At 30.5% G+C, this 26,855-nt stretch carries 20 protein-coding genes; 6 read left to right on the top strand and 14 right to left on the bottom strand.

The features are described from left to right. The first annotated feature begins 28 nt into the window (after positions 1-28). Together pepT and lysA are read left to right on the top strand one after the other, a co-directional pair. The gene (gene pepT, locus ACOSP6_RS07460) at positions 29-1,267 is read left to right on the top strand and encodes a peptidase T (protein WP_422093638.1); all 1,239 of its coding nucleotides are present in this window, start codon (positions 29-31) and stop codon (positions 1,265-1,267) included. A 279-nt stretch (positions 1,268-1,546) separates the two neighbouring features. Beyond that, on the top strand, positions 1,547-2,749 hold the full coding sequence (gene lysA, locus ACOSP6_RS07465) for a diaminopimelate decarboxylase (protein WP_422093637.1): 1,203 nt from the start codon (positions 1,547-1,549) through the stop codon (positions 2,747-2,749). A gap of 223 nt (positions 2,750-2,972) precedes the next feature. On the opposite strand, the gene rplI is transcribed toward lysA, so the two are convergent. From rplI to rpsF, 3 genes are read right to left on the bottom strand one after another with little or no spacing between them, the layout of a single operon-like run. Continuing rightward, a complete protein-coding gene (gene rplI / locus ACOSP6_RS07470) occupies positions 2,973-3,422 on the bottom strand; it encodes a 50S ribosomal protein L9 (protein ID WP_422093636.1) in 450 nt (149 codons plus the stop codon). A gap of 15 nt (positions 3,423-3,437) precedes the next feature. After that, complete coding sequence (gene rpsR, locus ACOSP6_RS07475; RefSeq protein WP_198517162.1) at positions 3,438-3,737, bottom strand: 30S ribosomal protein S18; 300 nt, start codon at positions 3,735-3,737, stop codon at positions 3,438-3,440. Positions 3,738-3,740: 3 nt separating this feature from the next. Further along, positions 3,741-4,082, bottom strand: a complete 342-nt coding sequence (rpsF, locus tag ACOSP6_RS07480) for a 30S ribosomal protein S6 (RefSeq protein WP_100924834.1) — start codon at positions 4,080-4,082, stop codon at positions 3,741-3,743. Positions 4,083-4,194: 112 nt separating this feature from the next. On the opposite strand from rpsF, the gene ACOSP6_RS07485 reads away from it, so the two are divergent. Then, the gene (locus ACOSP6_RS07485) at positions 4,195-5,091 is read left to right on the top strand and encodes a sterol desaturase family protein (RefSeq protein WP_422093635.1); all 897 of its coding nucleotides are present in this window, start codon (positions 4,195-4,197) and stop codon (positions 5,089-5,091) included. A 27-nt stretch (positions 5,092-5,118) separates the two neighbouring features. Here the strand turns inward: ACOSP6_RS07485 and ACOSP6_RS07490 are convergent, their stop codons facing one another. The 8 genes from ACOSP6_RS07490 to ACOSP6_RS07525 all read right to left on the bottom strand — a co-directional run bounded on the left by ACOSP6_RS07490 (position 5,119) and on the right by ACOSP6_RS07525 (position 19,063). Further along, complete coding sequence (locus ACOSP6_RS07490) at positions 5,119-6,204, bottom strand: hypothetical protein (protein ID WP_422093634.1); 1,086 nt, start codon at positions 6,202-6,204, stop codon at positions 5,119-5,121. Positions 6,205-6,262: 58 nt separating this feature from the next. After that, positions 6,263-7,069, bottom strand: coding sequence for a hypothetical protein (locus ACOSP6_RS07495; protein WP_422093633.1), 807 nt, complete (start codon positions 7,067-7,069; stop codon positions 6,263-6,265). Next, positions 7,056-7,616 (bottom strand): RNA polymerase sigma factor, encoded by a 561-nt coding sequence (locus tag ACOSP6_RS07500; RefSeq protein WP_422093632.1) that lies wholly within the window; start codon positions 7,614-7,616, stop codon positions 7,056-7,058. Before ACOSP6_RS07500 ends, ACOSP6_RS07495 begins: the two co-directional genes overlap by 14 nt. Before the next feature lie 535 nt (positions 7,617-8,151). Beyond that, positions 8,152-9,243: a lycopene cyclase family protein gene (locus tag ACOSP6_RS07505; RefSeq protein ID WP_422093631.1), complete on the bottom strand. Its 1,092-nt coding sequence runs from the start codon at positions 9,241-9,243 to the stop codon at positions 8,152-8,154. A 111-nt stretch (positions 9,244-9,354) separates the two neighbouring features. Continuing rightward, positions 9,355-11,796 carry a replication restart helicase PriA gene (priA, locus tag ACOSP6_RS07510; RefSeq protein ID WP_422093715.1) on the bottom strand — a complete coding sequence of 814 codons (2,442 nt, stop codon included), beginning with the start codon at positions 11,794-11,796 and terminating at the stop codon, positions 9,355-9,357. A gap of 94 nt (positions 11,797-11,890) precedes the next feature. Beyond that, a complete protein-coding gene (locus ACOSP6_RS07515; protein ID WP_422093630.1) occupies positions 11,891-13,858 on the bottom strand; it encodes a DUF3857 domain-containing protein in 1,968 nt (655 codons plus the stop codon). A 5-nt stretch (positions 13,859-13,863) separates the two neighbouring features. Continuing rightward, positions 13,864-15,807 carry a DUF3857 domain-containing protein gene (locus ACOSP6_RS07520; protein WP_422093629.1) on the bottom strand — a complete coding sequence of 648 codons (1,944 nt, stop codon included), beginning with the start codon at positions 15,805-15,807 and terminating at the stop codon, positions 13,864-13,866. Further along, entirely contained in the window at positions 15,776-19,063 is a 3,288-nt protein-coding gene (locus ACOSP6_RS07525; RefSeq protein ID WP_422093628.1) for a tetratricopeptide repeat protein, read from the bottom strand. Before ACOSP6_RS07525 ends, ACOSP6_RS07520 begins: the two co-directional genes overlap by 32 nt. 111 nt (positions 19,064-19,174) lie before the next feature. Between ACOSP6_RS07525 and ACOSP6_RS07530 the strand changes: the two genes are divergently transcribed. Then, positions 19,175-20,032: an alpha/beta fold hydrolase gene (locus tag ACOSP6_RS07530; protein WP_422093627.1), complete on the top strand. Its 858-nt coding sequence runs from the start codon at positions 19,175-19,177 to the stop codon at positions 20,030-20,032. On the opposite strand, the gene recG is transcribed toward ACOSP6_RS07530, so the two are convergent. Further along, positions 20,025-22,130, bottom strand: coding sequence for an ATP-dependent DNA helicase RecG (recG, locus tag ACOSP6_RS07535; RefSeq protein WP_422093626.1), 2,106 nt, complete (start codon positions 22,128-22,130; stop codon positions 20,025-20,027). The two genes, ACOSP6_RS07530 and recG, sit on opposite strands and share 8 nt — an antisense overlap. Before the next feature lie 61 nt (positions 22,131-22,191). On the opposite strand from recG, the gene ACOSP6_RS07540 reads away from it, so the two are divergent. Next, positions 22,192-23,403: an RsmB/NOP family class I SAM-dependent RNA methyltransferase gene (locus ACOSP6_RS07540; protein WP_422093625.1), complete on the top strand. Its 1,212-nt coding sequence runs from the start codon at positions 22,192-22,194 to the stop codon at positions 23,401-23,403. A 3-nt stretch (positions 23,404-23,406) separates the two neighbouring features. Next, the gene (locus tag ACOSP6_RS07545; protein WP_422093624.1) at positions 23,407-24,459 is read left to right on the top strand and encodes an endonuclease; all 1,053 of its coding nucleotides are present in this window, start codon (positions 23,407-23,409) and stop codon (positions 24,457-24,459) included. Between the two features lie 33 nt (positions 24,460-24,492). Here ACOSP6_RS07545 and ACOSP6_RS07550 read toward each other — a convergent pair whose 3' ends face one another. Together ACOSP6_RS07550 and ACOSP6_RS07555 are read right to left on the bottom strand one after the other, a co-directional pair. Then, positions 24,493-25,632 carry a T9SS type A sorting domain-containing protein gene (locus tag ACOSP6_RS07550; RefSeq protein ID WP_422093623.1) on the bottom strand — a complete coding sequence of 380 codons (1,140 nt, stop codon included), beginning with the start codon at positions 25,630-25,632 and terminating at the stop codon, positions 24,493-24,495. A gap of 386 nt (positions 25,633-26,018) precedes the next feature. Next, positions 26,019-26,846, bottom strand: coding sequence for a prohibitin family protein (locus ACOSP6_RS07555; RefSeq protein WP_422093622.1), 828 nt, complete (start codon positions 26,844-26,846; stop codon positions 26,019-26,021). Positions 26,847-26,855 lie beyond the last annotated feature (9 nt).

Genomic DNA, 26,855 nt, shown 5'->3' on the forward strand with positions numbered 1-26,855 from the left:
CTTATTTTTGAACTTTAAAATTATACAAATGAACAAACAGCATATTATAGACCGATTTGTTAAATATGTAACTATTGATACAGAATCTGACCCGAATAACCCAGCATTTCCTAGTACCGAAAAACAATGGAATTTAGCTCGAGTTCTAGAACAAGAACTAAAAGATATTGGTATGGAAGATGTAGAATTAGATGAAAATTGTTATCTAATGGCAACACTTCCGAGTAATATAGATTATGAAGTTCCTACCATTGGCTTTGTTGCTCATATTGATACAAGTCCAGATTTTACCGGAGCTAATGTGAACCCTCAAATTCATGAAAATTATAATGGTGAGGATATCATTTTAAACAAAGAGGAAAACATCGTTTTATCTCCTTCTTATTTTGAAGATTTATTGCAATATAAGGGTCAAACCATTATTACAACTGATGGAACAACATTACTCGGCGCTGATGATAAGGCTGGTGTAACTGAAATTGTTTCAGCGATGGAGTACTTAATTCAACATCCTGAAATTAAGCACGGAAAGATTCGAATTTGTTTTACACCTGATGAAGAAGTTGGTAAAGGAGCACACTTATTTGATGTTGAAAAATTTGGAGCTCAATGGGCGTATACGATGGATGGAAGTCAAATTGGTGAATTAGAATACGAAAACTTTAATGCAGCTGGAGCTGTTGTTACCATAAATGGAAAAATAGTACATCCAGGATACGCCAAAGGTAAAATGGTAAACTCAATGACCATTGCGAGTGAGTTTATAAAAGCTCTTCCTGAAAACGAAGTTCCAGAAAAAACCTCTGGTTATGAAGGCTTTTTCCATTTACACTCTATGGAAGGAAAAGTTGAGCAAACGATACTGAAGTATATCATTAGAGATCATGATATGAATCTTTTCAATGAACGAAAAGAGTTAATGATAGAAACTGCAAAAAGAATTAATGAGCAAATAGGTAAAGATGCTATTGATGTTGAAATTAAAGATCAATATTTCAATATGAAAGAAAAGGTTGAACCGGTTATGTATATTGTTGACATTGCTGAAGAAGTAATGAAAGATATGGGAATTACTCCATTAATTAAACCAATACGAGGTGGAACCGATGGTTCTCAACTTTCCTACAAAGGCTTACCTTGTCCAAATATATTCGCTGGTGGACATAATTTTCATGGTAGATACGAATATGTTCCTGTAGAATCAATTATGAAGGCAACTGAAGTAATTGTAGGTATTGCAGAAAAGGTGACTGAAAAATTTAAATAAAAAAATCTAAATATCTCAAAATGAAAAAACTCCGGCCTAAGGCCGGAGTTTTTAATTAACCTCCCATTAAAATAAAATCAATAACTAATAACGAATTGATATTCATTTCGTAGCAAATATAACAGTTGTAGCATGAATAAAACAAGTGAATTCGTTGTTTTTTTGTTAATATAATCAAGTCGTATAGTATTTTACACAAATTACAATTGTGTTATATTCTATTATTCAATTTTTTTTCCTTTTAGTATCAACTAAATTTGGCGCTTTAAATTAAAAAATATGAATAGAGATTTACTTTTAGAACTGGCTAAAAAATATGATAGCCCTTTGTATGTGTATGACACCGAAAAAATAACTAGTCAATATAAACGCATCACAAAAGCATTTTCTAAAGTAAAAAATGTAAAGATTAACTATGCGGTTAAAGCCTTATCTAATGTGAATATCTTAAAGGTCTTTAACCAACTAGGTAGTGGTTTAGATACAGTTTCAATACAAGAAGTAAAACTTGGATTAATTGCTGGTTTTGAACCAAAAAACATTATTTATACTCCAAATGGTGTTTCTTTAAAAGAAATTGAAGATGTTGCTAAACTCGGAGTTCAAATAAATATTGATAATCTTTCTATTTTAGAGTTATTTGGACAAAAACATCCTGAAATACCAGTCTGTATTAGAATTAACCCTCACGTAATGGCTGGAGGAAACTCAAAAATATCAGTTGGTCATATAGATTCAAAATTTGGTATTTCAATTCATCAAGTACCTCATATTAAAAGAGTTGTAGAAAACACAGGAATGCATATCAATGGTATTCATATGCATACAGGATCTGATATATTAGATGTAGATACATTTTTAATGGCTACAGAAATCTTATTTGACGTTGCTAAACAGTTTGAAAATATAGATTTTATTGATTTTGGTAGTGGATTTAAAGTTCCATATAAAGAAGGAGATATCTCAACTAATATTGAAGATTTAGGAAAGCATTTATCAAAACGATTTAATGATTTCTGCAAAGAATACGGTAAAGATTTAACTTTGATGTTTGAACCAGGTAAATTCTTAGTAAGTGAAGCTGGTTATTTTCTTGCATCTGTAAATGTTATTAAACAAACAACGTCTACCGTATTCGCAGGAGTTGATAGTGGTTTAAATCATTTAATAAGACCAATGTTTTATGGTTCTTATCACAAAATTGTAAATCTATCGAACCCGAAAGGAAGAGAACGTTTTTATAGTATCGTTGGTTATATATGTGAAACAGATACATTTGGAACAAACAGGAGAATTAATGAAATTAGAGAAGAAGATGTACTTTGCTTCTCCAACGCTGGTGCATATTGTTTCTCAATGGCTTCAAATTATAACTCCAGATATAGGCCAGCAGAAGTTATGATTCATGACGGAAAAGATTATCTTATTCGTAAAAGAGAAACCTTTGATGATATTGTAAAAAATCAAGAAATAGTACTTTAAATAAAAAAACTCTGATTGATAATCAGAGTTTTTTTTATATATAATTTATAATCCCCTAAAAATTATATAAAGTATGTAAGTTGATACAAATATCAATAAATACTAGACTTATCTATCAGGAAAAACACCCTTTATTTAAAATGTATACAGAATAGTCAAATTGTGATACAAAAAAAGCACATCCTAAAGATGTGCTTCTTAATAAAAACAATAATATTGTCTATTATTTTTCAGCTACTACTTCAAAAGTAATATCTGCAACTACAGATCTATGTAAACGAACGGCAGCATTATATTTTCCTAATCTCTTTACAGTACCTCCAGTAACTTTGATAAATTTCTTTTCAATTTCAGTTCCTTGTTTTGCTAAAGCATCAGCAACGTCAGCATTACCAACAGAACCAAATAATTTATCACCAGAACCTACTTTAGAAGCAATTTTTAATTCATAACCTTTAATAGTTTGAGCTACTTTGTTAGCATCTTCAACTAATTTAGCTTCTTTATAAGCACGTTGCTTTAAGTTCTCAGCTAATACTTTCTTAGCAGAAGTAGTAGCTAAAACTGCATATCCTTGAGGAATTAGGTAGTTACGCCCATAACCATTCTTAACAGTTACTACGTCATCTTTGAAACCTAAATTTTCTACGTCTTGTTTTAATATCAATTCCATGTTTCTACTTCTTTATTATTTTAACATATCACCAACGTATGGCATTAAAGCTAAGTGACGAGCTCTTTTAATAGCTTGTGCAACTTTACGTTGATATTTTAATGAAGTTCCTGTTAAGCGTCTTGGTAAAATCTTACCTTGCTCGTTTACTAAGTACATTAAAAAATCAGGATCCTTGTAATCGATATACTTAATACCATTTCTTTTGAAACGACAGTATTTAGCTTCCTTTTTTGTTTCAATGTCAAGCGGAGTTAAGTAACGTACTTCACCTTGCTTGTTTCCTTTTGCTTGTTGTTCAATTGATGACATAATTGATTACTTTTTTGCAGATTTAACTCGTTCTCTTCTCTTTTCAGCCCAAGCAGCAGCATGTTTGTCTAACTTTACAGTTAAATAACGCATAATGCTATCGTCACGTCTAAACTCTAATTCAAACGGAGAGATAACTTCACCAGCTACCTTGTACTCAAATAAGTGATAGAAACCACTTTTTTTCTTTTGGATAGGATACGCTAATTTTTTAAGCCCCCAATCCTCTTTGTGGATCATTTCTGCACCTTTAGAAACCAAATAGTCCTCGAACTTTTTTACTGTTTCCTTTATCTGACCTTCAGATAAAACGGGATTCAAAATGAAAACAGTTTCGTAATGATTCATAATTATTATTTTATTTTTAAGCGTGCAAATATACTAGTTTTTATCATCAAAACATAATAAACTTGCTTTATTTTTCAATTTTAGTATCTTGTCGTTCACAAAACCCTTTCATATGGAAATTCCCGAAATACCTAACTTAATTCATTACGCCATTCCAGTTTTTGTAATTACTGTAATTATTGAAGCTATTTTAACTGTTAAGGTGAAACTCGAAGATTATGAATTTAAGGATGCAATCACCTCTATTACAATGGGATTAGGCAATGTAGCTATTGGCCTTTTTACCAAAGGAATCACTTTAGCTTTATTTCTTTGGCTTTACCAATTTAGAGCATTTACAATTCCTTTTACCTGGTGGGCATGGTTAATTTTATTATTTGCCGAAGACTTTGTGTACTATTGGAATCATAGAATTGCACATGAAAGTAGATTATTTTGGGCGAGCCATGTAGTGCATCACTCATCTCAAAAATATAATTTGAGTACTGCTTTACGTCAAACCTGGACGGGTAGTTTTTATACTTTTATCTTCTGGTTACCATTAATTATTCTTGGTTTTCATCCAGTAATGGTACTCGTACAAATGAGCATCAGCTTACTTTATCAGTATTGGATTCATACAGAATTGATAACTAAGCTACCAAAATGGTTTGAGGCAATATTTAATACTCCAAGTCACCATAGGGTTCATCATGCTACAAACCCACAATACTTGGATAGAAATCATGCTGGTATATTTATTATTTGGGATAAAATTTTCGGAACTTTTGAGCCTGAAGTTGAAAAACCTGTTTATGGATTAGTTAAAAATATTGAAACGCATAACCCTGTAAAAGTGGCTTTTATTGAATGGTATAATATGATAAAGGATGTTGTAAGCAACAAAACATCAATTTATAACCGATTTCAATATTTGATAAAACCTCCAGGTTGGAGACATGATGGAAGCGGAATACTTTCAACTGATTTAAGAAAAGAATGGGAAGAAAAGAAAAAAAGAGAACAATAATTGTTCTCTTTTTTATTAATTCAAATTCTAATTTATATCGAAACGTAAACCAAGTGAAATGTTTCGGATATCAGTATTTTGAAACAACGGGTTTAAATCATATTTAGCATATAATCCAATTCCTTCATAAGCGATGTAAGCACTTAATCCGTAATTAATTGTATTTGTATTGAAATCATTTTTTTGAACCTCCTCTACTCTAACTCCTTGCGGATTAGTATATTCTAAGTATTGTCTTGTTCCTAACTTAAAACCAAAGAAACCTCCTAAACCAATTCTTACATCTTGATGTGTTCTATCAACAACTTCTTCATCTGAATAAATTTTATTTTTCGAAAAATCTAACTCAAAATGCATTGGAAAAGTCATTTGAACATGTCTCAATCTGCTTTCTGTTAAAGGATTAGGGTTTACAACTAAATCTGTTTGATCTCCGTTAACAACATGATATCTATTTTCATCAGCTCTCAAATTATTCCAAAGAAAAGAGAATCCGTACTTGAAATAGGCCTTTGATGGATCTTTAGACAACCGAGTCTTCCAAGTAAAACCAAGTTCATAAAAATGTGATTGCCAAAACCTATAATTGGAGTTGTTTAAGGATCCGAAATCATTATCAACTAAAACGTTATTCACCCCTAAAGCGAAAACAAATTGTGTCGTTGTTCTTTTGTTTCTTCTTCGTCTTTTTTTAAACCAATTATCATCATCGTCTTCGTCGTCATCATCAAACATTCTAAATTTAAATGTTTTTTTTCCGATAGTAAATGTATCGTAATCCTCTTCTTCTTCACTTGCAATTTTTCCATCCGTTTTATCCTGAACTAATTGCTGAAGTTTTTGCTCTTGAACGCTCACAAGTTGTTCAATTTGATTTGCATGATATGCCGCTGCTTCTTTTTTTAACTCATCTGCTTCAACGAAAGAAATTTCTTTAGCATCTAATCTTTTATTAATTTCTTTTACTTTTATTTTAAGCGAATCTTTATGCTTTTTTGTAATTCTGTCAATCTCTTTAGAAATTTTAGCCACTTCTTTTTCAAAAGTTTTTTCTTGAGATTGGACAATAATTGTGCTTAGAAGCACTAATAAAATTAGTATTCTTTTAATCATTTTTTTAATTTTTAAATTTAATGTAAACTTTTTTGGTTGGCCCCCTTTTACTAAGTACTTACTTGTTTCTGTTTGCTACAGCTACTATAATTGTTGAAATTCTTCTACCTAAATTATTTTTGAAATTACCTTGATAAGTATCATCCTCAATGGAGCGTTCTACTTCTGCAAGAATTACCTCTGGTTTGATTTTTAAGTTGGATTTTTTCAGCTTAATTTTAATACTATCTAAAACATCACTTCTTTCTAATTTTAAATTCGCATAATATTCTTTTACTTCATTTGGCGAGTGTGTTACAGCATAAAGTAAATCCTCTCCATTTACGCGTATTCGAGCATTTTTTACTCTATAATTATTCTCCTTCTGATTTTTAACGATTCTTGTATCAGTTTCTGCAACAGCAGCATCATTAATCTCTTTAATAGGAATACTCTTATCTAACATTCTCGTATCTGATACATTTTTGTTCTTTATACTTTTCAAAGTTGATTTCCTTCTAGGAATTTCATTTTTTTCAACTATTGCAACCGCTTGATTCTCTTTTTCAAACTTAATAACAGTTGTCAGTTCTGGCTCTGGCTTTATGGCATCAACAGATGATTCATTCGGAGCTGTAACTATAATTTGATTTTCTACGGGCTTATTATTAATTTCTTTAATTTGCTTTGTATTCATTCCAAAATAAACACCTAAAATCACCACAATACTAGCTGCTACACTGATAAAATAAAAGCGTTTCTTTTTAGAATTACCTTTGCTATCGTCTAGCATGTTTTCCATTCGTTCCCAAGAAGAAATTGAAGGAGTTAACTCTCTATTTTCAAATTTCTCTCTAATAATATTGTCTATCTTATTTTCCTCCATGACTCACTTCATTCATTTTAACATAATTAGTTTGCAACCATTTTCTAGCTTTAAATAACTGCGACTTAGATGTGCTTTCGGAAATATTTAGTTTTACTGCTATTTCTGAATGCTTGTAACCTTCAATTGCATATAAATTGAAAACCATTTTATAACCCTCAGGTAGTTTATCTATTAAACTTTGGATATCTTCTACCGATGTATTTTCTAAATTTTCAATGGCTAGATCTGAAAAAACATATTCTTCATCAGTAAATTGAATTACATTTCTTTTTCTTAAATAACTTATACAAGTATTTACCATAATTCTTCGAATCCAACCTTCAAAACTTCCTTCACCTGAATACATCTTTAAATTGGTAAAAACTTTTAAAAAACCCGATAACATTAATTCTTCCGCATGATGTAAATCTTTAACATACTGTCTGCAAACTCCTAACATCTTAGGAGAATACAAATCAAAAAGCTGCTTTTGAGCCTCTCGATTTTTATTACTAGCTTTTTTAATCAAACTAGCTTGTGAATTATGTAAAGAAATTATTTTCAATTGATTTATTGACTTTTCAAATTGTCTTACAAATATAAAGACGACATAATTTAAAAAAAGGTTGCCTCATAGAAGAAAAAAAACTAAAAACCTTCTAGTGAGGGTCTAGAAGGTTTAATAGTTACTAGTAAAAAGTAACGAAACGGGGGAATAACTTTTAATAGATTAAAAATAGTGAAATTCTGGTTGTTATATACAGGAAAAACCCCTTTTAACTACTTATAAAACAAAGAGTTTGTTTAACCTTTAAGAAAATAAAAAAATAATCAATCAACAACAAAAGTCAACTGATTATCAATTTTTTAAAACTAAAAAAACAAAATTAAATCTTCAAAAAGAATGAATAGCATGTTAAACAATATGGCTCATTCTTATAAACTTTAAAGTTTATTTAATTCTTTTAATATCAAATAACTCAATATCCGAAGAATCTATATTATTCAAGTTTTAGAGTAAATTAATTCAGCATAACTAAAATCGTATTGATGATTCAAATTAAACTTGAATTAGAAGTTAGAAAAAAATACTCATGTTACTAAGCAAATTCTCCAGATAATGATTTTATAACACTTTTATCAGACCTAAGTTTTAATAATAGCATCGCAAAGTCCATTAAAAAATCTTTCTTTGAATATCTAAACAGTTTATCTTGAGAAAATTTAGCTCGCTTATAACTTTTTAAGAATCGGTTACTCCAATCAATTTCATATTGATTTAAATGTGATAAATCATCATTTTGAATAGCATTCACGATAGCATTACTTGCCATGATAGCGGATTCGAAAATGAATTTATAACCTTCTCCTGCGATAGGATTTACTTGAGATACACTATCTCCAACACAGACTAAATTGTTTAAAACAAATTTATCCAGTACTGGAGTTAATGGAATACTTCCACCTTCAACTTTTTCATTATCCTTTTGAACAATTTTTTTAATTTTTGGTGTTTCTAAAATTTCATTTAATCTCTTTTTCAAGTCCTTTACTACCTCGTCGTCAAATGTTCCAAATCCAAAAATTGCTCTTCCATTTTGCAGTGGAAAAATCCATCCATAACCACCTTCATAATCCTTTCCTGCTAGAAGATGTGCTTCTGATGGATTTCCTAAATATTTAACATTGTATTCAACACCAGTAGCAAGTTTTACTTTTTTTTCTTGTAAACCAACTTTCTTACTAATTACACCAGCTGTTCCAGAGGCATCAATAATAATCTTACCTTGATACTTATTACCTTCTTTATCGATAACAGATTTGATAAATTTTTTATCATCCTCTTCTATTGAAACAATATTTATTTCCTTTTGGATGGTAATGTAATTGTAATCTAAAGAAGCTAATAATTCTTCGTGTAATTTTTTCTTATCAAGGATGTATGCATTTCCAGATAATTTTCTTTTGAAGTTTTTTGTGTGCAGAACTGCAGTTGAAATCTTTTGAGCAACTACATTCTCCGTTAGGTCAAAATCATCAAGGTTTATAAAACTTCCTAACGTATTAAACGTAAAGTTTAACAAGTCTTTTCTTCTGTCAAGAACTAATGTTTTTACCTTCTGTTTTCCTAATTCTCTAGATAACATTAGACCAGCTGTACCTGCTCCAACTATCACAACATCATAATTCATTGTAAGTGCTATAAATTCATCGCCGAAAATACTGCTTTTATTTGAAAAACAATTGCTCCTTTCAATAAAACGAATAAGGCTAAATACTTTCTTTCTCTTTAATTAGATGAGTTAATAAGCATCAACATCTAGGATAAAGCGAATTGGTCGAAACTCTTTAACAGCTTCAAACGTTGTTTTTACCTTTTGTAATTGTTCTTTAGTTTTTACCAATGACTGTTTTGGAGGAATTTTGACCATTAAATTTTTGATGTACTGGTTTCTTACTCTAGAAACCGCTGGAGCAGTAGGTCCAAGTACATATTCTCCAAAAACATTTTGTAAAGCTCTGGCTAGCCAATTAACTCCTTCGTTAACCTTGATGTAATCTTTATGTTTTAAAGTAATTTTAATTAATCTATAATAAGGTGGGTAATTATATTGCCAGCGATCCTGTAGTTGTTCAGTATACATTTCTTCATAACTATTCGTAGAAACCTGCTGTAATATTTGATGATAAGGATTGTAGGTTTGAATAGCTACCATACCTTGTGTCTCAGATCGACCAGCTCTACCTGAAACTTGAACCATTAATTGAAAAGCTCTTTCATGAGCACGAAAATCAGGATAATTCAACATGGTATCTGCGCTTAAAATACCAACCAATAAAACATTGCCGAAATCCAGACCTTTTGATAACATTTGAGTTCCGACTAAAATATCGATTTCTTGGGCTTCAAAAGATTCTATAATTTTTTGATAACCAAACTTTCCTCGAGTTGTATCAGAATCCATACGACCAATATTGTGATTTGGGAAAAGTTCTTTCAGTTCCAGTTCTATTTGCTCTGTTCCGAAACCTTTGGTATCGAGAGAAGCATTACCACAAGCTCCGCAACTATTTGGCATGGCTCTTTGATAATGACAATAATGACATTTAAGTTGACTGTTATACTTGTGATAGGTCAAACTAACATCACAGTTTGGACACTGAGGCGAATGTCCACAAGTTGTACATTCTACAATTGGAGAAAATCCACGTCTATTTTGAAATAAAATAATCTGCTTCTTTTCTTCCAACACTTCATTCATTAGTTGAATCAAACGATCAGAAAAATGACCAACCATTTCTTTCTTACGTCTCTTTTCCTTGATATCTATTAGTTCAATTTTAGGCATTTGAACATTTCCATGACGCCTATTTAAATTCACTAGACCATACTTATTCTGTGATGTATTAAACTTTGTTTCTATGGATGGAGTTGCCGAACCCAATAAAATTTTAGCATTGTGTAATTTACCCAAAACTATTGCTGCATCTCTAGCATTATATCTTGGTGATGGCTCAAACTGTTTATAGGAAACTTCATGCTCTTCATCAACAACGATTAGACCTAGATTTGAGAATGGTAGAAAAATAGTAGAACGCGCTCCTAATATTATTTGAGCTTTTACTTTATTATTTAAAACGTTATTCCAAACTTCTACTCTTTCATTCACGGAGTATTTCGAATGAAAAACAGAAATTTGATTTCCAAAGTAATTTTGTAAACGCTTTATTATTTGAGTTGTTAAGGCAATTTCAGGTAATAAAAACAAAACTTGTTGTCCGCTTTCCAAAACCTCTTTTATCAGTTTCGTATACACTTCAGTTTTACCTGAACTTGTTACACCGTGAAGTAAAGTAATATCATGCTCTTTAAAACTCTCCTCAATTTCATCCAGGGCCTTGATTTGATGCTCATTCAAGTTTTTTAGAGGATTTTCATCTCCTTTAAACTCAACTCGATCTGTTTGAATATGATAAAGCTCAAAAATTTCTTTATCAACCAAGGCTTTTATTATTTGTGATGAAACACCTGATTTCTCGGAAAGAGTTTTTGCTTTAATTGGCTTCTTTTCTGTTTTTAGTTGAAAAAATGTGAGTACAACATCTCGTTGTTTTTTAGCTCTTGTTAATTGAGATAACAAATCTTGTAGACTTTCATCCGACTGATAATTTTTTCCAAGTCGCACATATTTTACCAATTTAGGTTTATAGGTTTCGTATATCTCTTCTTTTACATAAAGAACAGACTTATCAATTAGTTGATTTATTATTGGTAATACTTTTTTTCGATCTAAAACTTCACCAACTTCATGTAAAGTCAACTGCGGTTGATGTTGAAGAGCCTCAAAAATGAGATATTCTTGATCCGACAATAACTCTGTATTACTAAACGATTCATTCCTATAAATAATCGTTTCACTTTCTAATAGAAATGCAGATGGCACGGCCGCTCGATATACATCTCCTAAAGAACACATATAATACAAAGAAATCCATTCCCAGTGTTTTAACTGGGTAGGATTTACTATAGGCTTTTCATCTAATATTTGATGAATTTCTTTTGCTTCGTATAATTCAGGAGGTGTTTGATGAATATTAAACACCAATGCCGAATACATTTTTGATTTACCAAAAGATATAGCTACTCTCATTCCTTTTTGTAAGAAAGCAGCTTCTTCTGTAGTAACCGAATACGTAAACGTTTTTCGTATCGGAATTGGTAATATTACATCAATAAAATATATGGCTAAATAATTTAAATTCTACATCAAAACTAAGCAAAATTCACAATATCTTCCCCATACATTTTACTGATATTTCAAATATCTCAGCTCCTGCTTATTTAGGTTCTAATAGTAAAACAATTTTGTTAAAATCAGCAGCACTATTTATTACTGTTCTGTATTCTTCATACAGAGCAACTGGTATAATATTTTTACGGTAGTGCTCATCAGCTTTAATTGTCACAACATTACCATTTACCTCATAAGACGATTTGAAAGCAAAGTATTCCTTGTTCTTTTCCTTGTAGGAATTATCAATATTAATATCGTCTAAATTAGAAATTTTATATCCCTCTGGAATTGTTAATTTGATAGTTCTGTAATAACTTCTTTGGTTTTGTTCTTCAACCTTTAAGGTTCTTTTCTCTTCTTGATACATTTCAATCTGCCTACCAATAATCTCTCCTAATTTGAATAAGTATTTTCTACCTGCATTCTCCACTAATGCCTCAGTATTTAAATCAACGATGAAACGAAGGGGTTTCTCTCCAAATAATTCAGGTTTGTCATTCTCTAACTTTCTATTGGTAACTTCGATTTCCTTATTAATAGTTTCTGCCATTCCATCAATCATTTTTTCTCTATCATCTCCTTTTATCAAATGAATAAAAGGCTGCATTGACAAAGCATAATAACCATAAAACTCTCTTTCATAATGAATTATATTCTTAGTTAAATTGTCAGGATCAAAAGAAATATCAATAGTCATTATATCTTTAGTCTCCTTCGCTTTTATTGGTTTTATATACTTAATTTTCCCAATAGCCGAATTAAATTCTCCAACAGTTACTTCCTTTATAAACAATCCATAATTATCGGTTAAACCCGCTGGAGGAAAACCATATCTAGATTCTAATTTATCTGGTGATAAATACTTTTTAGTTTTTGGAAAGTAAAAAAGAAACTCTTTTAAAAATGTATTTGCTTCGAACTTCTTATCAAATTTAACCTCATCTCTATCACATGTAATTACTAACTCATGCTTAATATTCAATTTTTTAAAGAGCGCTATAAATAACTTAACAATCCCTCTATCATTGGCAACTTTTTTATCTAAAACTTGCTTAATATCTGATAGATTGGGATCAGATGAGTCTGCGATATAATAATTTGTTTTTAAGAAGAAATCGATTCTTCTTAATTTATCATCTAATGTTGTACTCTGTTCTAAATCTAATTCCTTTATTAATTTATCAATAAGTTTAGAAGTTTTATTTTCTATTTCGGCATAATAGTATTTATACAAGTTTTGCGATACTTTACTATAACCAGATATGTCAGATACTCCATTGGCAACGTTAGCATCTAACTTATAAATAATACCACCACGTGATGCGTCATATGCTGCTAGTTTTTCTCTTACAATTTTCTTCAAACTAGGCTTCTTTAAAGTCCAATGACCTTTATCAGCAATTGTAGTATCTCTTTCTACCTCTGGGAAATCGTTAATACTTTTGAATTTAAACACTAAATTTTTAGGAGAAAACAGATCAAATTCAACTAAGTCTTTATCGTAAGAAGATTGAAAACTTAAACGTAAACCTTTATAAATAGGCAGCCTTCTAACGACGTACATATACTCAATATAACTTCCTTTTGTTACACCTTCAAATGCAAAATATTTGTAGGTTCTTCCAGTTTCTTCGTCTGTAGCTGTTAATATTTTAGATTCATCTAAATCAATGACTTCACCTTTAGTGTTAATTACTCTTGCTTTATTAACAACTAATTCAGAATTTGACGAGAATGGTAAATAAACTTTGTTATACTGTTCAATCTTATCATCTGAATTCAACCAAAGAATTTTATGTTCAAGAAAATATTCTACGAAAGAATCACCTTCAAAATAAAACTCTGTGGCAATCTTTTCTTTTACTGCCCCCATTTCTTCATCAGAACCAACATTAATGTTATAAGCAGGAGTTTTATCCCAGTCATAAGTTTTATAAAATGGCTCACTCTGTGCAAACGAAAGTTGAACAGTTATTAAAAATAGTAATAGAATTCTAATTTCTTTTTTCATAATTTTTATTGTTTTTTAAGAACTACAACATCCTTGTAGCTTTTTTCTATTTTCTTAATTAAATCGTTTACTTTTTGTTGTTGTTCAACATTCAGTAATATATAATTCATTGTAATATTTTGACTGTAAAATATTTTATTCCCTTTAACAGAATAATTGATATTACAATTAAGTAAATCATCTGATATTTCGACAGATTCAGGTAAATAATCAATTTTGTATGAGTCTGGAACTTCAAATACCGTATGGTAACTTAAAAACATTTTATTACGGTATTCGATAGGGTTTTTTCTTTTTTTATCAACCCTAAAATCTGACATCGTTTTGTACAAATTCAAGTTAAGATAAATTTCGTCATCCAATTTTTTTGAATAATTATCTATTTCGAAATCGTAGTCAAGAATGAATTCTTTATCATAATCATACTTATTCTTCTCGTCAATCTTCTTTATTAAGAATTTATTATTTCCTTTAGATAACTTACGATTATAATATTCTAGAAGTTTAGTTTCTGTATTAATTCTTTCTAAAGAATTAAAGAAATCAATTTTAGTATAACCAGAAATCCTTGAGTTTGAATTACCAATTATTTTATTACCCTCTAATTTTATGAACGTAGAATCGATAAAAGAATTTACTTTAGCATCTACCACAGGAACTTTTTTAATCTTATAACTGTCTCCATCAGCAATTAAAGCCTCCTTACCTTGAATAAATGAGGTAGGTAGCCCCAATTTCATGTATCTTCCAGTTGCATCTAGAAAGTAAGTTTTTCCATCCTCTTCATAAGAGAGTATCATATGATTATCTACAATTGGTGTTGGAACTTCTTCATAGGTATAAGGAATAGTTCTTGTACCTATCCAAGTTAAACTTCCCTTTAAACCAGCAATTTCAAGCATTTTATAAAGAATACTTGAATTGTCTTTACAATCACCATACTTCTTTCTAAAAACTTCATTAGACTCTCTAGGAATAAAACCACCTAAAGCATATTCAAAAGCGATATATTTTATATTTTGCTGTGCCCAATAATAGATTGCCTTTACTTTTTCTAGATTTGTTTTTTTGTCTTTAGTTATCTGGGCAACTACTTCTTTTAATTCTTTATCTGCCTCTTCAGTGTTAACATTTTTCACCAAAGAATAATACCATTCATATAAGTTAGATACATCATTTAATAAACGTATGTTTTTATCTTCTTTTTTGTAGGAAGTAATAATTGGTATTATATGCGGTAAAACAGTTTTGTAACTTGGAGCCCCGGGTTCAAATTCAAAACTATCCTGGTTTGCTGCTTCCCATGTGTATTCGTTTGTTCTTCTATTATTCTTTTTTGAAAACTTTACTTGATTATCATTCAAGTTAAACTTTTTAAACTCAATTTGGATATCTTTATCTACAACGTAAGTGATTTTATTTTTTGCAATTGGAAAATAATCTCCAAAATAAAAAGGGTTTAAAAACCTAGGATTTTTAATGTTGTAGCTATAATTAATTTCCGAAATTGATCCTTTTTTAAGATTTGGATAAATAAAATTTACAGTTTTCGAACCATCATAAAAAGAATCATCTAAATTGTCTTTATTTTTAAAATTTTCAACTTCAATTTCTTTGTATTTTCCCTTTTCTAAAGAGAAAGAAGAAGCTTCCAATTTTTCTAAGTCATAAAAAAAGGAGTAACTTAAAGAACCCTCAGAATTAAAGGTAACTGATTCATTTAAATATAAATCTCTTTCTTTAGAGTTTTCAGTTATCTGTATCTCTCCTTTATTTAATTCTATTTCTATAACTGTTTCTTTAACCAGTCTTACTTTTACTTCTTCAGGATACTTTGCTGAATACTTTGTAAATTCCTCAGAAAACTGACCAAATAAGTTAGGTACAGCAGCGAAAATAAATACAAAAACTTTGAGTTTAAAAATTTTCGACTGAATACACTTTATCATTTGCATACTTTTTTACCTTGATTAATTTTCCTTCCTCATTATAAAAATTCATATCTCCGTTCAATGATCCATTTATATAATTTTCTTCCTTTTTAACCTTACCGTTTTTGTAATAAAAAACTCTTGATCCATGAAGAACTCCCCAATTATAGTTTCTTAATTCTTTCAATTTTCCATTCTCGAAATACTCTTTATAAGCTCCTATATATTTTCCAGAATTAAAATTTATCTCTTCATGAATTTTTCCTGAGTAGTAGAAAGACTTATAGTTACCTACAATATCTTCATTTTTAAATTGCATTATTAATGAAGGTTTACCATTATCAAAATAAGCTTTTATCTCTCCTGTTTCTTTCGGCATTGCAATCATTTTGACTTCTTTTCCTTCAGCATCAAGATAACTATAACCTATCAGATCACCTCGATTATAAAACCTTATTAATTGTAATTTTCCTGATCTATCATAAAACTCTCTTCTACCATGGACTTGACCTTCCACATAGTCTATAGATCCTTCAATATTACCATTATCATAATACTCTAATTGTTTACCCTCTAATGCATCATACACATAAGTAGCTTTAGTTTCTACTTTTCCATTTTTATGATAACTAACATTCTCACCAACTACTTTACCATTCAAATAGGTTGTTTCAGATTCTTTAGTTCCATCTTCATAATACCAAGTCCAAACACCATCTTGCTGATCGTTTACATATGTTCCTGTAACTTTTTTATTCCCATTGAAATAAAAACTTGTATAAGGTCCATGTTTTACTTGATTAATAGCTGAAACATTAATTTTATCAGAACCATTAAAATGTTTGACATTAAAAGTATCCTTATCAGAACTATAAGTTATTCTTTCGAATTCTTTACCATCTTTATCGTAATAAACATCTGATATCAACTCTCCATATTTATATACTGATGTATACTCTAATTTCCCATTAACACCATATACATTTTGAGTTCCATGTAGTTTACCTTTGTGATAAAAACTAATATTTTGTAGGCTTCCGTCTGTGTAATAATATCTCCATTCACCATGTTCTAAATCATTTTTATACCAACCTTGAACGGAAATCTTTTTATTAATATGATAACCGACGTAATATCCATCTTTTAAATCATTTTTATAAGGCGTTATATAGCTTAGGTTACCGTTGTTATAATATCCATGATAATTTCCTTCAACTTTATTATCGACATAGTTCCCTTTAGATTCTAGTACTCCATTATTAGTGTAGTACTTCCATTCACCTTTTTTAATTCCTGAAATATCATAAAGACCTTCTGAAGTTTTCACACCACCCGGAGAATAATGCTCATAATAAAACTCTCCTCCACTCTTCTTTTCTGATTTAATTATTTCTCCCTTTTTATTGTAAAACTTGTAAGAAATAATCTCTCCTTTTCTGTATTGGTATTCATAATGAAGCTTACCATCTTTATCATAATACTTATAAAGACCATGTAACCTTCCTTTATCATAGGTAAACTCACTTTGTAAATTACCGTTTTGGTAATAAATTTTCCAAGGTCCATGATATTCACCTTCTAAAGTTTGACCATCTTCCTGTAATTGTCCATTAGCGTAATAAGAATGATAAGCGCCATTCATTACCTCTCCAGAATATTCTATTTCATCCAACAACTTTTTGTTGTAGTGGTATTTTTTAATGGTTCCAACAACTTTGTCAGCAGCATAATTTGCTTTAAAGAAAACATCTCCATTAGTATAATACTCAAAAGTCTCACCTTCTTTTAAACCATCCTTATAAGGAATATAAAACTCAAGTAGTTCTTCTCCTACGTTAAAATATGCTTTATAAACTCCATCTAGCTTGTTATCCTTAAAATACTTTTTTTGGATTAACGCTCCTTTGTCATTATAATATTTATACTCACCATGCAATAAGCCTTGCTCATAATTCGCAATCACGTATTTTTTTCCGTTTTCATGGTACATTAAATTTTCTCCATGAAGTTTACCATCAGTATAATTAGCTGTTTCTTTTACTTTATTAATATCATAGTACCAAGTCCAAAGTCCTATTTTCTCTCCTTTATCATCAAAACTACCTTCAGCTACCAAAAGTCCGTTTGAATCATAAAAGTACCATAAGCCTTTTTTTAACTCGTCTTCAATTTTACCAATAGCAGCTACTTTACCTTCATTATTGTATATCACAGAAACATTTTGTTTCTTTTTTCCGTGATTCAATTCGTTATTTGAAATAATAGCCCCCCATTTTTCTCTGACCTTTGCATAGAACTCAACAACATCTTTTTCATTTCTTTTTACAATCTTTTTTAAATCTTCATTTTTTATAGAATAAGAAATTGTGTAAGTAAAATTATTGAAGTGATCATTCTCAGAAATCCATTTATAAAACTGTCCATATTTTTGCTCCCAAAAACCATTCTCTCCTTCAAAATCTTTTAAAAGTTGGATCATGATATGATTTTGTCTTGTAAGCGATATATTCATCTTATTAGGAATTTCATATTCCTCCTTTAAAGACATTTTACTCTCTAAAATTAAATCTATTTCCTCATAAGAATCATCCGCCTCACTTAACTCAAGCTCTTCATCTCTTTCATTTGAGTTTTTGACCTTTACTAACTGATTTAACTTATTAAGAACGGTAAATGACTCTGCAGAGTCTGGATCTAATAAAAGGTAGAAGTTATAACTCATTAAAGCTTGAGTCATTCTTTTTTGCTTATAAAATATATCTCCTAATTGAATATGTGTATTTTTATAATACGGATTTAAAATCATGCTCATTTTAAGGCATTCAACCGCTTCTTCATAATTACCTTGATTTATTAAAGCGACACCTTTATTGTACCATAACAAGAAATTTTTGGGAAATATTTTCAATCCCTTGTTATAATTTTCAATAGCTTCATCAATCTTTTTTAGGTTAGTCAAAGCAACACCCCTGTTTATGTAGGAGTTTAATCTAGAAGACTTTGAACCTTTTTCAATTACATCTTTAGTAAGCTCAATTACATCTTCGTATTTACCAGCATTTAAAAGATAATATACTCTATCTGATAAAGCGTAATAATAAACTGAATCATTCTTACTTACCTTACTAAGATGCTCGGCGGCTTTTAAATAATCATTCTCTGATTCACTTTTTTCTACTAATTTTTGAATTTCTGTAAAATCAACATAAGAAATTTTGTCCTGTGCATAGCAAACTTCAACGACAAGAAGTATAGCAATTATTATTTTTTTCATAAAGCAAAATTATGAAAATATTATGAATGTTAATTATTGTACTAGCACTATATATAATTTTAAAATATTTTTATTTTAAATTCACCACATTATACCTCTAAAGAAAAAATTATGACAGCCAATCAATGGAAACAAAAAGGAAAATTCATTGAAATATTTGATAAGGAAGTTTTTGTGATTGATGAAGGGAAGCACAATGATAAAATCATGGTAATTTTACATGGTTATCCAACTTCATCTTTTGATTATTATAAAGTATTAGATGCACTTACAAAAGAGTATCGAGTTATAATTCATGATCATTTAGGGTTTGGGTTTTCAGACAAACCAAAAGAATATTCTTACTCTTTGATTGAACAAGCTGATGTTGCATTGCAGTTATGGAAAAAGCTTGATGTGAAAAAATTCACCTTACTCGCACATGATTACGGAACGAGTGTTGCAACAGAAATCATAGCTCGGCATAATAAAAATCAAATTGATGTAATAATCGAAGAATTGATCCTTTGTAATGGAAGTATGCATATTGAACTTTCTCAACTACGATTGATTCAAAAGCTTTTAAAGAATAAGTTCACTGGAAAATATGTAGCTAAATTATCAAATGAATTTATTTTTTCTAAAAACATTAGAAACGTGTATTTCAATAAAGAAAAAGTTACTGATGAGGAATTAAAGGAAATGTGGCAACAGTTGATTTACAATAACGGAAAGGAAGTAATTCATCGACTATCCAACTACATTAATGAACGTTACTTTTTTTGGCATCGTTGGATTGGAGCGTTAAAAGAAACCAACTTAAAAACTAAAATTGTTTGGGCAAAAAATGATCCTGTTGCTGTTTTTAAAATTGCTGAATTACTAGCTTCGGAAATAAAAAATAACATTTTACTTCCTATAGAGAATTCAGGGCATTTCCCAATGTTAGAATCACCTAAAGAATGGGCAGAGTTAGTTTTGTCTAACTAATATTGCTCCAAATTCCACTTGTACGTTGCAAGAGCGTTAATCTTTTTAAAATGAGACTATTTTCTGGAGAAGATAAACTCGGGTCATCATTTAATAATTTTATAGCTGCTTGTCGAGCTTGAAATAAAATCGGACTATCCTTAACAACATCTGCAATTTTTAAATTTAAAACACCACTTTGTTGGGTTCCCATAATGTTTCCTGGACCACGAAGTTTCAAATCTACTTCTGCTATTTTAAAACCATCGGAAGTTTCTACCATTGTTTTTAATCTAGTTTTTGCATCAGAAGACAATTCAAAACTAGTTAATAGAATACAGTAACTCTGATCTGCACCCCGTCCTACTCTTCCTCGTAATTGATGTAACTGACTTAAACCGAAACGTTCTGAACTTTCAATTACCATAACCGAAGCATTAGGTACATTTACACCAACTTCGATTACTGTAGTAGCAACCATAATTTGAGTTTCGCCACGAACAAATCGATCCATTTCATATTCCTTGTCAGCAGCTTTCATTTGTCCATGAACAATACTAATTTGATATTTTGGCGAAGGAAATTCTCTAGAAATACTTTCATAACCATCCATTAAATCTTTATAATCCATCGCTTCGGACTCTTGTATTAATGGGTACACCACATATACTTGTCTTCCTTTTTCTATTTCATCTTTTAAAAATTTAAAAACTCCCAAACGATGACTATCATATCGATGTAACGTTTTTACAGCTTTTCTTCCCGGAGGCAATTCATCAATAACAGAAATATCTAAATCTCCATAAACAGACATTGATAAGGTTCGGGGAATTGGAGTCGCTGTCATTACCAAAACATGTGGTGGAATTCCTTCTTCTGAACTCTTTTTCCATAATTTACTTCTCTGCGCCACTCCAAATCGATGTTGCTCATCAATGATAGCCAATCCTAATTTTTTAAACTGAACTTTATCTTCAATAATGGCATGAGTTCCTATTAAAATATGTAAACTTCCGTCTTCTAATCTCTCATGAATTTCTCTTCTTTTTTTCGTTTTAGTTGAACCAGTTAATAGCTCAACATTAATTTTAGTGTCTTTAAGTAATTCTTTTATTCCGTTGTAATGCTGAGTTGCTAAGATTTCAGTTGGAGCCATTATTGTTGCTTGATAACCGTTATCAATTGCCAATAACATTACTAATAACCCAACAATAGTTTTCCCTGATCCTACATCTCCCTGAAGTAAACGATTCATTTGTGCTCCATTTCCTAAATCCTTGCGTATTTCTTTTAACACTCTTTTTTGAGCATTAGTAAGATCAAAAGGTAAATGATTGTTGTAAAAATCCGTAAAGTATTCACCAACATTTTCAAATACAAAACCTTTTATTTTAGATTTATTAATTAGTTTTTTAACCAATAACTGTAATTGAATAAAAAACAATTCTTCAAACTTTAATCGATATTGCGCTTTAGCTAATAACTCTTGGTTTTTAGGAAAATGAATATTTAATAATGATTCTCGTTTATCTAGTAATTTATATTGACTTTTGAACGATTCAGAAAAACTCTCATGAATTCCTTCAAAAACTTGTTGTAATAAATTCTGCATCATACTGCGCATAATTTTATTACTCATTCCTTTATTCGTAAGCTTTTCAGTAGATGAATATACCGGTTGCATTGCTGTTTGCAACTTTTTCTTGTATTCTGTTACCAATTCCATTTCTGGATGCGGCATACTAGCTACATTTTTATACCAGTTTAGTTTTCCATAAATCACATAAGGAACATTTATTTTTAAAGAATCTTTAATCCATTTTGTTCCTTTAAACCAAACTAGCTCAATGCTTCCGGTTGCATCTGAAAATGTAGCCACTAACCTACTTCCTCTTTTCTGCTTTACCGTTTTAATTCCGGTAATCTTTCCAACCACCTGAACTTCAGCTGAGTTTCGATGCAATTCATTAATTGTATAGAACTGAGTTTTATCAATATAACGATACGGAAAAAAATGAAGTAAGTCGTTACAAGTACGAATTCCTAGTTCAGAATATAGTAATTCTGCTCTGGCTACACTAACTCCTTTAACGTATGTAATTGGTTGATTTAAATTCATGCATAACGAAAATACAAAAACCCAATAAATCGTAGTATCTTTGCCGTCCTAAATATTTACAATGAGATTACATAGAAACCTAGTTTTTGCAGTAATTGATAGTCTTAGAGACATATTCAATGAAGGAGTTTATGCTGATAAAGCAGTTGAAACTGCATTGCGTAGAGATAAAAGATGGGGAGCAAGAGATCGTAAGTTTGTTGCAGAAACAATCTATGAAATTGTTCGTTGGAAACGATTGTATTCAGAAATTGCCAATGTAAAAGAACCTTTTTCTCGTCAGGATTTATGGCGCTTATTCTCAGTTTGGTGTGTATTGAGAGGTATTCAATTACCAGATTGGAATCAAATTGAACCAACACCAACTCGACGTATTAAAGGAAAGTTTGATGAGTTATCAAAAATCAGAAAATTTAGAGAATCTATTCCAGATTGGATAGATAATATTGGCTTAGAGGAATTAGGAGAACAAGTTTGGACTAAAGAAATTGCTTCTTTAAACAAACAAGCAGAAGTAATTCTTAGAACGAATACCTTAAATACTTCTAAAGAAATCTTACAAAAGAAGTTACGCGAAGAGGGAATTGATACTGAGTTCATAAAAGGATATCCTGATGCTTTAAAATTAGTAGAACGTGCAAACATCTTTAAAACAGAATGCTTTAAAAAAGGTTTTTTTGAAGTACAAGATGCATCGTCTCAATTAGTAGCAGCGTATTTAGATGTTGAACCAGGAATGAAGGTTGTAGATACGTGTGCTGGTGCTGGTGGTAAAACTTTACACTTAGCCTCTTTAATGCAAAACAAAGGTCAGATAGTTGCCATGGATATTTATGAGAGTAAACTTAAAAAATTAAAAGTTAGAGCTCGTAGAAATAATGTTCATAATATCGACTTAAAAGTTATTGATTCTACAAAACCAATTAAGAAGTTATATAACAAAGCAGATAGAGTGTTAATTGATGCTCCGTGTTCTGGTTTAGGAGTTATTCGAAGAAACCCGGATAGTAAATGGAAATTACAACCTGAGTTTTTAGATAACATTAAAAAAGTGCAGCAAGATGTACTTCAGAGTTATTCAAAAATGGTTAAAAGTGGTGGTAAATTGGTTTACGCTACTTGTTCTGTTTTACCGTCTGAAAATCAAAAGCAAGTTGAGCAATTTTTAGCATCAGAAGCTGGAAAGGATTTTTCTTTTGTTTCAGACAAAAAGGTGCTTTCACATGAATCTGGTTTTGATGGATTTTATATGGCTCTTTTAGAAAAAAAATAAATCATGATTAAAAAATTACTTTTACTTTTTTTAGGTTTAAATGTTCTATTAATAAATGCTCAACAGAGCTATTATAATGATGTTGATTTAACGAAATCAGGATTAGAATTAAAACAAGAACTAGCAACGAAAATTATTAATACACACGGTAATTTCTTAGATTACACTCCAGATGTTTGGGAAGCGTGTAAAGCAACCGATGTAAATCCTGATAACTCTAGTCAAGTTATTTTAATTTACGGATATACAAGTTCTGGAACTACAGCAAGAACAAGAGGAATTAATGACAATGGAGGAAGTGTTGGAGATTGGAATAGAGAGCACGTATATCCAAGAAGTTTAGGAAATCCTAATTTAGGATCCTCAGGACCAGGTTCAGATGCTCACCATTTGCGTCCGTCTGATGTTCAATATAACAGTCAAAGAGGAAATAAAGCCTTTGCAGACGGTTCAGGAAATTCTGGAGATGTAACTGGAGGTTGGTATCCAGGTGATGAATGGAAAGGAGATGTTGCTAGAATGATGATGTATATGTATTTACGTTATGGAGATCGTTGTTTACCATCTGTTGTTGGGGTTGGTAGCTCTGCAAGTACTCCTGATGATATGATTGATTTGTTTTTAGAATGGAATGCGGAAGATCCAGTTTCCACTATTGAAGACAATAGAAACAATTACCACGAAAATGTTGCTAACCAATATGCTCAAGGAAATAGAAATCCGTTTATCGATAATCCTAACTTGGCAACTCAAATTTGGGGAGGTCCAAATGCAGAGAATAGATGGGCTACAGCTAGTGTTAATGATTTAACTAAACTAAGTGATGTTAGAGCTTTTCCTAATCCTTCATTAGATGGAAACATACATGTTATTGCCTCTCAAAGTAAAATTACAGCAATTAAAGTGTATTCTGTTTTAGGAAAACAGGTTTATTCTGTCAAAAATCCTGTTTTTATTAGGAATAAACACGCGATTAAGAATTTAAAAACTGGAATCTATTTGCTCAAAATAATGGGTGAGAATAGTTTTACCACTAAAAAAATCATCATAAATTAATAAAAAAGCGCTCTTTTGGAGCGCTTTTTCATTTTACTCAACAACTATCTTCTTTGTAATAGTTTTTCCTTTTGAGTAAACCTTTATCAAATAAATACCTCGTTGTAAACTAGATAAATCTACCTGTTTACTTTTCGAGTTAAGGAACAGTTTTCCGTATTGATTATATACTTCTACTTTTTCCAGTTCATACTCGTCTGATGTATTAATATTGACAAAAGAGCGGGTTGGGTTAGGGCCTACCTGAACATTAAAACTTGTTTCTGGTAGTTTTTCTATTGATGGAGTTAATTCATTATTACAACCATTTTCATAAGTTACATCATCATCGTTATTTAGTAAGTCTCTAAATGCTCTATATGAAGCAATGTCATTCTTTAATTTATAATCTAACCAGGGAATAACATATCTGAACATAATTTCTTGTTGCTCACTTCTGGTTACTGAAATATTTCTTGAAGAAAAACGCTCTCCAAAATCACAATAACCACTTGGCTTTGCATAATAACAATGAGCTCCACCAGTAATGCTTATAAAGTACTTACATGAAGAACCTAAACTGTTATATAAAGGAATATGGTGCTCATTAGGCTTTGTTACACCATCAGAGCTACCAGAAAAAACTAACGATTCTTCTATCACATTTGAAGCAGGAGTAAAAGTGTCAAATCGTAATTTTGCTGGAGCAAAAGCTACTAATGTATTCACATCTACCTGAGAAGCTGCAACAATTGCTGCTGCCCCACCCATAGAATGTCCTAATAATGCATTAGAATATCCTGCTAAATTAAAAATAGGAGAGTCACTTTTACTTGCCTCATTTCTAACTTCATTAACCATAAAAGCCAAGTCCTCCGAATAGGCTCTATGATTAGCAAAAACTGATCCTTCTGTAGTTACAAAAGCTACTATGTAACCTCTTGCAACCAAGGTATCAAAAAAGTTTTCATAGGCAGCATAATTCATTACGAAACCATGCCCAAAAACAATAACTGGATATTTTTCAATATTCACAGTTTGTTGTTTTGGAAAATAAATTTTAGCAGTTACTCTCCTATTTCCTCGATTAGAATCTGTAAATGTTTTTGTGAAACTATCTATTTCGTAATCCTGTGCGAAAATAGAAAGGACAAAAAACATAGAAAAAATAAATGAAAGGGTAATTTTTTTCATGATCTTTTGATTGATTGTTATTAGGGTTTAAAGTTGATTTATGAATTGAAAGAGTATCAATTCGTTAATACAAAAGAATCATTTTAATTAATAGAAAAAAAGTAAAAACCAAAAAGCGAACAAATTGGTATAAAATCAGAACATTTTTGTAAACACCTAAAAAACAAATATTTAACCCTAATCTCTTTAAAACAAAAAAGCTCGAGACTATTAAAATCTCGAGCTCTTTCAATCAACTATCAAAAACTAACTAATCACTAACTTTTAAGGAAGTAATCTATATAATTGACGAGTTAATTTCAAAGTTGTTACATGTTTAAAATGCTATTAACTTTTTTTTAAGAGTATATACTTTAAATTCATTCATTTTAAACACTTTTTAACGTTTATTGATTACCTAAAATAATTGGCATTCCGCTTTTACCAGAACCAATTAAAACAACTTTACTATTCGGTGATTCAGATAATTTTAAGGTTGCTTCGATTCCTTTCTCTTGAAGAATTTTATCCGTTAAAGAAGCACTTAATATTTTGTTGGCCGCAGCTTTACCTTCTGCATCAATACGTTGACGTTCAGCCTCTTTTTTGGCTTTCGCTAATCTAAACTCATATTCTAAAGCTTCTTGTTCTTGCTTTAACTTTCTTTCAATCGCCTCTTTAATTGTTTTTGGTAATTGAACATCTTCAACCAAAACTTTATTTACTTTGATGTACTGATCTTCCAGTTCTTTGCTAACTTCTTCAAGAATTTCTTTCTCAATTACATCTCTTTTACTAGAATACAACTGCTCTGGTGTATAACGTCCTACAACACTTCTTGCCGCTGCGTTTATAGCTGGATCAAGAATATCTCGGACATAATTTTTTCCTCTTGTTTTATGCAAATATCCTAAGTTCTTGAATTCTGGCTTAAACCAAACTGTTCCATTTACAGTAACTTCTAATCCATTTACAGAAAGCACTTTCATTACATCCGAAATAGACTGCTGCTTCACGTTATATACGAAAACATTATTCCACGGAGCAATTATATGAAAACCTTCCCCTAATGGTTCTTGATCTGGATCTACACCTCCAAAGAAACGCCACACAACACCGGCTTCTCCTGAGTTTATAGTTTCTGTTGATTTTATCAAAAAGATAAAAAAGAATATTAATAATGGAATTAGAAACACTCCTTTCTTTGGAAAATCAAAATTCGCCTGTTTATTCATAATATTATA

The organism is Tenacibaculum sp. MEBiC06402 (assembly GCF_049239625.1).
In the GTDB taxonomy this organism is placed as follows: domain Bacteria; phylum Bacteroidota; class Bacteroidia; order Flavobacteriales; family Flavobacteriaceae; genus Polaribacter.